The 11,584-nt window shown below is 34.5% G+C and carries 11 protein-coding genes; 8 read left to right on the top strand and 3 right to left on the bottom strand.

Going from position 1 to position 11,584, the window contains the following annotated elements; all coding sequences use genetic code 11:
* The first annotated feature begins 325 nt into the window (after positions 1-325).
* Together CD128_RS05200 and CD128_RS05195 are read left to right on the top strand one after the other, a co-directional pair.
* Complete coding sequence (locus CD128_RS05200; RefSeq protein WP_103329000.1) at positions 326-787, top strand: hypothetical protein; 462 nt, start codon at positions 326-328, stop codon at positions 785-787.
* A 159-nt stretch (positions 788-946) separates the two neighbouring features.
* A complete protein-coding gene (locus CD128_RS05195) occupies positions 947-1,468 on the top strand; it encodes a methylated-DNA--[protein]-cysteine S-methyltransferase (RefSeq protein ID WP_103328999.1) in 522 nt (173 codons plus the stop codon).
* 534 nt (positions 1,469-2,002) lie between these two features.
* Here the strand turns inward: CD128_RS05195 and CD128_RS05190 are convergent.
* Positions 2,003-3,169 (bottom strand): hydroxymethylglutaryl-CoA synthase, encoded by a 1,167-nt coding sequence (locus CD128_RS05190; RefSeq protein WP_103328998.1) that lies wholly within the window; start codon positions 3,167-3,169, stop codon positions 2,003-2,005.
* A 284-nt stretch (positions 3,170-3,453) separates the two neighbouring features.
* Here CD128_RS05190 and CD128_RS05185 point away from each other — a divergent pair, with 284 nt between their 5' ends.
* The gene (locus CD128_RS05185; protein WP_103328997.1) at positions 3,454-4,608 is read left to right on the top strand and encodes a thiolase family protein; all 1,155 of its coding nucleotides are present in this window, start codon (positions 3,454-3,456) and stop codon (positions 4,606-4,608) included.
* Position 4,609: 1 nt separating this feature from the next.
* A complete protein-coding gene (locus CD128_RS05180) occupies positions 4,610-5,884 on the top strand; it encodes a hydroxymethylglutaryl-CoA reductase, degradative (protein WP_103328996.1) in 1,275 nt (424 codons plus the stop codon).
* A 141-nt stretch (positions 5,885-6,025) separates the two neighbouring features.
* Here CD128_RS05180 and CD128_RS05175 read toward each other — a convergent pair whose 3' ends face one another.
* Both CD128_RS05175 and CD128_RS05170 read right to left on the bottom strand, forming a co-directional pair.
* On the bottom strand, positions 6,026-6,460 hold the full coding sequence (locus tag CD128_RS05175) for a CHAP domain-containing protein (RefSeq protein WP_103328995.1): 435 nt from the start codon (positions 6,458-6,460) through the stop codon (positions 6,026-6,028).
* Between the two features lie 267 nt (positions 6,461-6,727).
* Positions 6,728-6,943, bottom strand: coding sequence for a sterile alpha motif-like domain-containing protein (locus CD128_RS05170; protein ID WP_103297916.1), 216 nt, complete (start codon positions 6,941-6,943; stop codon positions 6,728-6,730).
* Positions 6,944-7,244: 301 nt separating this feature from the next.
* On the opposite strand from CD128_RS05170, the gene cidR reads away from it, so the two are divergent.
* The 4 genes from cidR (at position 7,245) to CD128_RS05150 (ending at position 11,266) form a co-directional block, all read left to right on the top strand.
* The gene (gene cidR, locus CD128_RS05165) at positions 7,245-8,129 is read left to right on the top strand and encodes a cidABC operon transcriptional activator CidR (protein WP_103328994.1); all 885 of its coding nucleotides are present in this window, start codon (positions 7,245-7,247) and stop codon (positions 8,127-8,129) included.
* Positions 8,130-8,400: 271 nt separating this feature from the next.
* On the top strand, positions 8,401-8,793 hold the full coding sequence (locus CD128_RS05160; protein WP_167797481.1) for a CidA/LrgA family protein: 393 nt from the start codon (positions 8,401-8,403) through the stop codon (positions 8,791-8,793).
* Complete coding sequence (locus tag CD128_RS05155; protein ID WP_103328992.1) at positions 8,790-9,473, top strand: LrgB family protein; 684 nt, start codon at positions 8,790-8,792, stop codon at positions 9,471-9,473. Before CD128_RS05160 ends, CD128_RS05155 begins: the two co-directional genes overlap by 4 nt.
* Before the next feature lie 53 nt (positions 9,474-9,526).
* Positions 9,527-11,266, top strand: a complete 1,740-nt coding sequence (locus CD128_RS05150; protein ID WP_103328991.1) for a pyruvate oxidase — start codon at positions 9,527-9,529, stop codon at positions 11,264-11,266.
* The last annotated feature ends 318 nt before the right edge of the window (positions 11,267-11,584 follow it).

Raw genomic sequence — 11,584 nt, 5'->3', positions numbered from 1 at the left:
CCCCCAACATGTACACAATATAAAAAAGTATAAAGTATTACATAATATATAATTATAAGTTATATTTATACACAAATAAACCAGTGCTAACGAATATTTTGTGAATTTAGAATAAAATATAAATGTTCTATTTATCAAAATTATATAAAAATATGAAAAGAAAACGTTGGTTTTAATAATGTCCAAAAGGGTATATTATTTAAAATAAACATTATAAATATGAAAAATTATTTAAAAAATTTTAGTGATATAGTATTTTTATAAAATTATTCAATATTATTGATGTTTTTTTATAAAAATACTCTATATGGGAGGATTAAGCATTATGAAAGGTAGCAAAAGATTAGATCAAATTAAAGAAGATAACAAAAAACAACTTAAAAAATTATTTAAATATGATAAAAGTAACGCCTTATCATTTAGTAAAGAAGACCGTGAAAAAGTTCAAGATAAATACGGTGTATATGTAATTTTTGATAAAAAAACACCAATCTTTGTTGGACAAACTGGTGGTTTCTCTACAGGATATCAACCAATTACTAAAGATTTATTTAACAAGTTAGGTCAATATAATTTAAAATCTGGTGTTGGAACTACTAAATTTAAAAAAGCTTTAGCTCAAGAAAAAGGTGTAAGCGAAGAGGATGTTAAAAACATTACTGCTGAAGAATACGGATTAAAATTCCAATATGTGAACGTTAAAGATGAACCAGCATTTATTAACGTTTTAGAAATTTTAGCTTTAGAATATGCTAAAGACAAGGGTTATAAATTATATAACTTCTAAATAATAGATAAGGGAGTGCACTATAATATGGTGCGCTCCCTTTTTAATTATGTATGTTAGTCATCTTTTTTAAACCTGCCATCAACAAATCCTCCATTAAGTTTCCCGTTGTACATTTATTTGAAACTTCGTCATAATAGCCACAAAGGAGTGAGAGCCATGCCTTATTCAATGCTATATACATCACCCGTTCAGAATTTAGAAATTATTAGTGATGGTACTGCAATTACGCACGTATTGTATAAATACAATTCTTCAAATTTAGAATATCCGACAGATTCGAATTTAGCTGTTTTTGGAAAAGTAAAGCAATGGTTGGACGACTATTTCTTAGGAAATAACCCTACAATTGATTTTCTTTTGAAACCTCAAGGAACTGAATTTCAACAACTTGTTTGGAACGTTTTACAAACCATTGATTATGGCGAGTTTAAAACATATGGAGATATTGCTAAACAAGTAGGTAAAATACTAGGTAAACCTAAAATGTCAGCTCAAGCAGTAGGGGGCGCAGTAGGTAAAAACCCAATTTCAATTATCATCCCATGCCATCGCGTCGTAGGAAAAGACGGAAGTTTAACAGGGTATGGAGGCACAATTGATAACAAAATTAAATTATTAGAAATTGAAAAAGCCGACATGTCAAACCTATACAGACCAGCCCATACCACAAAACCATAAAAAAGAAGTCGTGCCCACACGACTTCCATTTAACATATTATTTTGATTATAAATTAAAACATAAATTATAAATAATGATGTATGATAATTGAAAAATCATAATCATTATACACATAAGTGTCATAGTTCTCAGGTAGTTCTAAGATGAACTACGAATAACGTTGTGTGGCGCTTGAGGGATTAAGAGTTATTGATGAACGTAAGTGTTCAAACGCTTACGTAAGTAGTTCTAAGATAGATAACGAAACGTAGTTGCGTAGACTCCTAGGGGAGCAATGCTGTTAATGAACCTAAGTGCTATAGCACTTAGGTAAGTAGTTCTAAAATGGATAATGAAACGTAGTTGAGCGACGCCTGAGGGAGCAGGATGAGTGTCGAGACCGTGGCTCGACCCAGCCCCCTAGGCAAGCGTCTCAACTTAAGTGTAATATCAATCCATTTAAGAACTGCTTTAGAGACGGCACCCCTGGAAAGCTTAGCAGCTTAAGTGAGTGAAACTCTATTTTAGAACTCTTTTAAAGGTTTATTTTATCTCTACTCAGGACGATGATATTGTCTAATATCCTCTTCAATACTTTCTAAATAGAAGATATCCTTATCATCTTCAGATTTCTCAGTAGCATGATCAAACTCTAATTCATCAAAACGGTTAAAGTACGCTTCATAAGTTTCCACTGAAACCTCTTCACGATTATCCAATAACGCTTTATGACCTTTTTTATCTAAATGATGTTCAAAGCCATCAACCAACTTAGCACTAAAGAATTCGCCAACTGAACCAGAACCATAACTGAATAAACCAATCGTTTGCCCAGCTTTTAGGTCTCTATTTTCAAGTAAAGAAATTAAACTTAAATATAAAGAACCAGTATAAATGTTACCTACATAGCGGTTATAGTATACAGCGTCTTCGTAACCAGCAGTTAAACGTTCTTGTGTCATTTCGTCTGCATCATTAATAATTGAATCTAATGCTTTTTTACCCATCTTAGTGAATGGAACATGAAAACATAATGATTCAAAATCAGATAATGTTTTACCTTCACGACGTGCATATTCTTTCCAACTCTCTTGGAAAGATTTAATATATGCATCTTTAGATAAAGCACCAGCGACTAATGGATATTTATGGCCAGTTGGTCGCCAGAAATCATACACATCTTCAGTGTATGCCACAGCATTATCGTTTAATTCTAAAATGCTAGGATTATGCGAAATCATCATTGCGACAGCACCAGCACCTTGAGTTGGCTCACCGCCAGATTGAATACCATAACGTGCAGTATCACTTGCGATGACTAACACTTTCTCGTTAGGACGTTTCTCAAGATAATCTTTTGCAAGTTGCATCGCTGGTGTCGCAGCGTAACATGCTTCTTTCATTTCGAAGCAACGTGCGAATGGTTGAATATCTAATAAGTTGTGAATTTGAACCGCAGCTGCTTTCGCATTATCAATTGCTGATTCAGTAGCTACGATAACCATACCGATATGTTTTTTATCATCTTCTGTTATAATATCTTTAGCAGCATTAGCTCCCATAGATACGATATCTTGTGATACTGGACTTACAGCCATTTGGGTTTGTCCAATACCTATTAAGAATTTATTTGGATCAACTTGGCGTGCTTCTGCAAGCTTAGCCATGTCTACATAGTATTTAGGGACGTAAAAATTAATTTTATCGATACCTATACTCACGGGCATTACTTCCTTTCAAAATGGTAGTATTAATCATATTAATAATAGAAATATCATATAAATAGTCAAAAAATTATAAAATTTTGGAAAGCGTTTACATTCAAGGTGTTGAAATGCATAACAAAATGTTGTTTAATGCTATTAAATGTAATAAACATGCATGAACGAACATTGAATAAAACGTTTATTTCATTGCTATTATTAACAATCATATTAGTAATCATTTTACCAAAATCAATAACTAAAATACAATTATATAGAAACTACATACAAGGAGATAAAGAATGAAAAAAATCGCTATTGTAAGTGCCAAAAGAACACCAATTGGCAGATATAAAGGGAAATTGAGAAACTATTCAGCAGTGGAACTAGGTACAACTGCATTAAAAGGTGCCATTGATGCCATTGACATCGATCCTAGCACAATACAACAAGTCATCTTCGGTAATGTGTTACAAAGTGGTGTCGGACAGAACCCAGCACGTCAAATCGCTATTAAATCAGGTATTCCAGATGCAACACCAGCAATGACAATCAATGAAGTATGTGGCTCAGGATTAAAAGCCATTATCCTAGGTAAACAATTGATTCAATTAGGCGAAGCGGACGTAGTAGCAGTAGGTGGTGTAGAAAGTATGACAAATGCACCACAACTGATTTTAAAAGAAGGCGAAGAACCAGTTGAAAGCTTTATGCATGATGGTTTAACAGATGCTTTCCATTATGTACCAATGGGCGTGACTGCTGAGAACATCGCTGAGAAATATGACATCACTCGTGAAATGCAAGACGAATTTGCGAATAATTCACAACTTAAAGCAGCTAAAGCTACAGAAGCAGGTAAGTTTGATAACGAAATTATCAGTATGAAAGATGCTGAAGGCGAAGAGATGACATCAGATGAAGGTGTACGTCCAAACACAAGTGTTGAGAAACTTGCGACGTTAAAGACTATTTTCAAAGAGAATGGCACCGTGACTGGCGGGAATGCTTCAAGCATTAATGACGGCTCATCTGCGTTAATCTTAATGGAAGACTCTTATGCGAAAGAACATGGTTTCGATATTCTTGGTATTATCGGTGATTACGCAGAAGTCGGCTGTGATCCACAATTTATGGGCTATGCGCCATTCTATGCTGTTGAAAAGTTATTAGAAAAAACAAGCAGCAAGATCGACAACGTTGATATCGTCGAAATGACGGAAGCATTCGCAGCGCAAAGTATTCCGGTAAAAGATAATTTACACATTCCTGACGAGAAATTGAATATCTATGGTGGAGCGATTGCTTTAGGTCATCCAATTGGCGCAAGTGGTGCGCGTTTAGTAACAACATTAGTGAATGCGCTTGAACAAGAAGACAAACAAACAGGTATCGCGACTGCTTGTATCGGTGGCGGTTTAGGTATCGCTTTAATGGTTGAAAAAGGGGCACAGTAAAATGAAGAGTTTAGACAAAGCGTTTCGTCATTTATCACGTGAAGATAAGTTGAAACAGTTAGTCGAATATGGTTGGTTAAATGACGATAATTATGAAGTATTACGTAACAACCCACTTATTAATGAAGAAGTAGCTAATAGTTTAATCGAGAATGTGATTGGCCAAGGTACATTACCAGTAGGCTTATTACCTAAAATCATTGTTGATGATAAAGAATATGTTGTGCCAATGATGGTTGAAGAACCTTCAGTTGTTGCAGCAGCAAGCTATGGTGCGAAACTGGTCAACAATACTGGCGGTTTCAAAACAGTTAAGAGTGAGCGCTTGATGATTGGTCAAATCGTCTTTGATGCCGTTGAAGACACAGAGTCGTTAGCGCAAGACATCAGAAATCTTGAGCCTCAAATTAAACAAATAGCTGGTGAAGCTTATCCATCTATCATTGAACGTGGGGGTGGCTATCGTCGTATTGAAATTGATACGTTCCCTGACCAACAATTGCTATCTTTAAAGGTCTTTGTAGATACGAAAGATGCAATGGGCGCAAATATGCTTAACACGATCTTAGAAGCGATTACTGCTTACTTGAAAAATGAGTTCCCTAACCGCGACGTGTTAATGAGTATTTTATCGAACCATGCTACAGCATCTGTTGTACGTGTACAAGGTGAAATTAAAGTCGAAGATTTAAATAGAGGAGAACGTTCAGGTGAAGAAGTAGCCAAACGTATGGAACGTGCCTCAGTACTTGCACAAGTAGATATTCATCGTGCAGCGACACATAATAAAGGTGTCATGAATGGTATTCATGCAGTAGTATTAGCGACAGGTAATGATACACGCGGCGCAGAAGCAAGCGCGCATGCGTATGCGAGTCGCGATGGTCAATACCGAGGCATCGCTACATGGGAATATGATGAAGTGCGTGGCCGTCTCGTTGGTACCATTGAAGTACCTATGACTTTAGCGATTGTCGGTGGTGGTACGAAAGTGTTGCCAATCGCTAAGGCGTCATTAGACTTATTAAATGTAGAAACTGCACAAGAACTTGGACAAGTCGTTGCTGCTGTAGGACTAGCACAAAACTTTTCAGCATGCAGAGCCTTAGTTTCTGAAGGTATTCAAAAAGGTCATATGAGCTTACAATATAAATCATTAGCGATTGTTGTAGGTGCGCAAGGTGACGAAATTGCTAAAGTAGCAGACGCTTTGAAACAAGAGCCTAAAGCCAATACTGCTGCTGCACAACGTATTTTAGAAGAACTAAGAAAATAATAATAAAGGAGAGTAGGTTTAGCACGTGAATGTGAAGCCTACTCTTTTTTTAGATAAATGAAAATCCCTTAATGAAGTAAGTAAGCCATTAGTACTTACCTCATTAAGGGATTTATATATATAAGTTTATTAGTTTTAAATTTAGTAAATGTAGTTATAGCTGCGTGCAGCACTTCTGCTTAAGTAACGTGTGCCATATCCAAGAGGTACATTATAGTTATATTCTGATACTAAGATGCTTCCATTTCTATATACGCGTTCTACAACGGCAACGTGACCATAATATCCTGCAGTTGATTGCATTACTGCGTAGCGACGAGGAACGTGGCCTGTTCTATAACCTGAACGTTGTGCATTGTAATACCAGTTCTTTGCATTGCCCCATCTATTTGAAACAGGTTTGCCTAATTGTGCGCGACGTTGATACGCCCACCAAGTACATTGCCCTCTATTGTAATAGTTATATGATGCAGCGTGAGAAACGTGCGTGTGTTCAATATTTTGATATGTGAAAGTTCCAGCGAACATGAGTCCAGTAGCCAATAAAAGACGTGATAATAATTTTTTAATTTTCATTTTGTTCTCCCCAAAATATAAAATACTTAAAAACTGTATTTATCATATTCGTTAAAAAGGTCTAATACAATATAAGAAATCAATTATACAAGTAAATGTAATATGTATGAAATATTCCAATAGTTTTTGTAACTAATTTTACAAGTTTGTGATTTTTAGCAAAGTAAAAGGGGTATGTCTTTAGAAGGAAAAAGAAAACGAGCGCCTCGAAAGGCGCCCGTCTTCTGAGATGATACGTCCATGAATGTATAATTACATTATTAGAAATCATACATTTGTGAATTGGTTAAAAACAGACAAAGCTCTTTTAACAATAGTCACCGGTATGGTTTCTGGACACGGATTATGTCGAAAATATGTCAATATTTCGATTTGGCTCTTCACGTCTCTAGGAAAATTGTTATCTTGATTAATCCAATTTACCAATTCACCTAATGGTGTGTCATCACCAACAAAATTTTGCATAAATTCGTAAAAGCTCAAAGCCTCACCTCAATATTCAATTTGAGCCTTTACGATTATAACATTATTTGCAAAATAAAAATACTAGTGAGTTTAATTTAAATTGAATGTAATATATTATTTTAAATTAAATGAATATTTTACAGTATGAAAAGGTATGATTTTGTATAACACATACAATATTTTTATGTGTGTTATCAAAATCATATTTTTTTATTTAAAATTTTATATGTGCGTACCGTAATGGATTTTAATTTTCCAAAAAACTAAAAATAAATTTGTGTATAATAGCAATATAAGTAAAAACAAAGAAGGTGAGCATTTGGATATCAAACATATGAAATACTTTATGGAAGTTGTAAATCAAGGTGGTATGACAAATGCCTCTAAGTCTTTATATATAGCCCAACCGACAATCAGTAAAGCAATTAAGGATATAGAGAATGAACTAAAAATGACGTTATTTGATCGTCAAAAACGTTATTTAGTGCTTACTGATGCAGGTAAAGTATTCTACAAAAAATGCGAAGAAATTATCGCATTATATGATAATATTCCATATGAAATCAATGGATTGCTTGGGCTTGAAACAGGTCATATTAATATTGGTATGTCTGCCGTGATGGACATGCAACACTTTATATATATTCTAGGCGAGTTTCACAAACTCTATCCGAACGTGACATACAATTTGAATGAGAGTGGCGGTAAATCGATTGAAACGCGTTTGATTAACGATCAAATCGATATTGGTATTACAACGATTCCTATTAATGAGAATGTCTTTGACTATTTATCATTATATAGTGAGGATTTAAGGTTAGTGGTCAGCGAAGAACATGAATTGGCTACGCGAGAATCAGTGACGATGGCTGATTTGAAGAATGAAGACTTCATCATGTTTAATGAAGATTTCTATCTTAACGATAAAATTATTGCAGCCGCAAAGAATTCAGGCTTCATACCAAATACAGTCTCAAATGTGTCGCAATGGAATTTTATAGAGTATTTATTATTAGCACATCTAGGTGTAAGTATTTTGCCAGAACATATTGCTAGTATGTTAAAAGATAATATTAAAAGTATTAAGATTGAAGATCCAAGTATGAGTTGGGAGCTTGGGGCGATTTGGAAGAAAGATAAATTACTGAGTCATGCCACTTCGAAGTGGATAGAATTTATGAGTGAACGATTGAAATACGATTGATTATTTGAATAATTTCGCTGAGGAAGCGGGAGAATGAAATCTTTTCAATTAAATTGGATTTTGTTGTCCTGCTTTTTCTATTTTTGAAAATTAAAAAACAATATCGTGCAAAACTGACTTCCTTTGAAATAAAACGGTTACATAGAAAAAAACTATAGATAATATTCAAAATGAGTATTTTTCTAGTTTTTCAACATAAATTACAATTATGAATATAGTCTTAAATTTAGCTGTAACAATTTCGACATATTTTAGTGGAGGTTCAGTCATCTTGAAAAAAGCGCTCACAATTGCACAAATTGTTGTTCAAATTGCCATTATTATAGTCATTAGTTATATAGGAAGTTTGTTGCAAGAACTCTTACACATTCCACTTGCTGGAAGTATTGTAGGTATGATTTTGCTATATATCCTATTGGAACTAAAAATCATTCGCATTAACTGGATATCAGAAGGTGCAGAATTTTTATTATCAACGATGGTCTTCTTCTTTATTCCATCGGTTGTCGGTATTATGGATATCTTCTCTAATATAACTAAGAGCTATATCATCTTCTTCTTATTAATCATAGTAGGTACAAGTTGTGTCGCCCTTGTTTCCGGTTATATTGCTGAAAAAATGGTGAAACAACCTAAAGCCAAGAAAGGTAATGAGTTGAGATGATAATAAAAGCAATCCTCATGATATCGTTAACCGTCGTTATGTATCTATTGGCAAAAAAATTACAACTTAAATATAACAATCCAATTTTAAACCCTGCCTTAATCGGTTCTATTGGTGTGATTATCGTTTTACTCGCTACACATCAAAACTATCAAGATTATATGGCTGGCGGTAAATGGATTAACCATTTATTAAACGCAACTGTTGTGTGTTTAGCTTATCCACTTTATAAGAATCGACATAAAATCATAGAGAATATGAGTATTATATTTTCAAGCGTAATGGCTGGAGTCATACTTAATTTTGTGTTAGTGTTTACTTCGTTAAAGTTGTTAGGCTACTCAGAAGAAACGATTGTGACAATCTTGCCTCGTTCCATCACAGCTGCTGTAGGAATTGAAGTATCACATGAATTAGGTGGTACAGATACGATTACCGTATTATTTATCATTACTACAGGGCTAATAGGGAGTATGATGGGATCAATGTTATTGAAAGTAGGTAATTTCAAAACATCAATCGCTAGAGGCTTAACATACGGTAACGCATCACACGCGTTTGGTACGGCAAAAGCGTTAGAACACGATATTGAATCTGGCGCATTTAGTTCAATTGGAATGATATTGACGGCTGTTATTAGCTCAATACTTATTCCAATCATGATTATTTTATTTTATTAATGGGAATATGAAATAAGTACTCGTATAAGTTAGGAAAGGAGCTATTTGTAAAAATGGCGAAAATTAAAGCAAATGAAGCATTAGTCAAAGCATTAGAAGCATGGAAAATTGATCATCTTTATGGTATTCCAGGGGACTCTGTTGACGCAGTAGTAGATAGTTTACGTACAGTAAGAGATTCATTTAAATTCTATCACGTACGTCACGAAGAAGTAGCAAGTTTAGCAGCTGCTTCATACACTAAAATTACAGGGAAAATTGGTGTAGCATTAAGTATCGGTGGTCCTGGTGTTGTTCACTTATTAAATGGTATGTATGACGCTAAAATGGACCGTGTACCTCAACTTATTATTGCTGGACAAACTAACAGCACATTATTAGGTACTAAAGCATTCCAAGAAACAAATATTTCTAAAATGGTTGATGACGTAGCAGTATTCCATCACCAAATTCAAAAAGGCGATAACGTATTTGACGTTGTTAATGACGCAATCCGTACTGCTTATGAAAAACGCGGTGTTGCAGTAGTTATCTGTCCTAATGACTTATTAACTCAAAAAATTAAAGATACAACTAATCGCTCAGTAGATACTATTAAACCAAAAGCACCATCACCAACATTCCGCAGCATCAAAAAAGCAACTAAATTAATCGATAAAAGTAAAAAACCAGTTATGCTTATCGGTGTAGGTGCGCAAAATGCTAAAGAAGAATTACGTGAATTTATCGAAGCAGCAAAAATTCCAGTAATTCACACATTACCAGCTAAAACTATTTTACCTGACGATCACCCATACAGCATTGGTAACTTAGGTAAAATCGGTACTAAAACATCTTACCAAACAATTCAAGATGCTGACTTATTAATCATGGCAGGTACAAACTACCCTTACGTAGATTACCTACCTAAGAAAAATATCAAAGCAATCCAAATCGATACTAACCCAGATGTAATTGGTAAACGTTTCAACATCAATGTAGGTATCGTTGGTGACACTAAAGTTGCTTTCCACCAATTAACTGAAAGCATTAAACACGTTCCAAATCGTCCATTCTTAGAGAAAACTTTACAACGTAAAGCTGTTTGGGATAAATGGATGGAACAAGATATGAATAACGAAAGTTCACCAATACGTCCAGAACGCTTAATGAAATCAATTAGTAAATATAGCGATGACGATGCTGTATTCTCAATTGATGTTGGTACTTCAACAGTTTGGTCAACTCGTTACTTAAACTTATCTGTAAATAATAAATTCATTATTTCTTCATGGTTAGGTACAATGGGCTGTGGTCTTCCAGGTGCTATTGCTTCTAAAATTGCTTATCCTAAACGTCAAGCAATTTCAATCACTGGTGACGGTGCCTTCCAAATGGTAATGCAAGACTTTGCAACTGCTGTTCAATATGACTTACCAATGACAATCTTTGTTATGAACAATAAACAATTATCATTCATTAAATATGAACAACAAGCTGCTGGTGAATTAGAATATGCGATTGATTTCTCTGATATGGATCACGCTAAATTCGCTGAAGCTGCAGGCGGTAAAGGTTATGTATTGAAAGACCCTAACCGTATCGATGAAGTTGTAGAAGCTGCATTAAATGAAAATGTACCAACTATCGTTGACGTACATGTTGATCCTAATGCTGCACCATTACCAGGTAAAATTGTTAATGAAGAAGCGATTAACTATGGTAAATGGGCTTACAGATCAATTACTGAAGATAAGAAATTAGACTTCGATGAAATTCCACCAATTTCAGTAGCAGCTAAACGTTTCTTATAATATCAATTCTTTAGGGAAGCTTACCTCAAAAGGTAAGCTTCTTTTTTTATGTTTTTATAGTAGTTCTTAAATGGATTGATATTACACTTAAGTTGAGACGATTGCCTAGGGGGCTGGGTTGTAAAGAAATTCTTAGATGAACATCCACTCGTTTTTGTTGCGACGCTTTCTTGCGGGAAAGGCTCAAGTCTGTAGTCATGTAAAGTAGTTCTTTGATTTTAATCATTAGAACTACTTACTTAAGTGTGTAAACACTTAAGTTCCTTCCCCAGCTTGCTTTGTTTGTAGACTTTCTATGCGAAAGTCTTTGTGCTGGGG

This window comes from Staphylococcus croceilyticus, from assembly GCF_002902575.1.
Lineage (GTDB): Bacteria > Bacillota > Bacilli > Staphylococcales > Staphylococcaceae > Staphylococcus > Staphylococcus croceilyticus.
Note: the sequence above shows the minus strand (reverse complement) of the source record. Positions and strands in the feature narration are given on the sequence as shown.

What these genes read in the sequence shown, in the direction of transcription:
- CD128_RS05200 (WP_103329000.1), top strand. Translation starts at nt 326, where the DNA reads ATGAAAGGTAGCAAAAGATTAGATCAAATTAAAGAAGATAACAAAAAA.
- CD128_RS05195 (WP_103328999.1), top strand. Translation starts at nt 947, where the DNA reads ATGCCTTATTCAATGCTATATACATCACCCGTTCAGAATTTAGAAATT.
- CD128_RS05185 (WP_103328997.1), top strand. Translation starts at nt 3,454, where the DNA reads ATGAAAAAAATCGCTATTGTAAGTGCCAAAAGAACACCAATTGGCAGA.
- CD128_RS05180 (WP_103328996.1), top strand. Translation starts at nt 4,610, where the DNA reads ATGAAGAGTTTAGACAAAGCGTTTCGTCATTTATCACGTGAAGATAAG.
- CD128_RS05175 (WP_103328995.1), bottom strand. Translation starts at nt 6,460, where the DNA reads ATGAAAATTAAAAAATTATTATCACGTCTTTTATTGGCTACTGGACTC.
- CD128_RS05155 (WP_103328992.1), top strand. Translation starts at nt 8,790, where the DNA reads ATGATAATAAAAGCAATCCTCATGATATCGTTAACCGTCGTTATGTAT.
- CD128_RS05150 (WP_103328991.1), top strand. Translation starts at nt 9,527, where the DNA reads ATGGCGAAAATTAAAGCAAATGAAGCATTAGTCAAAGCATTAGAAGCA.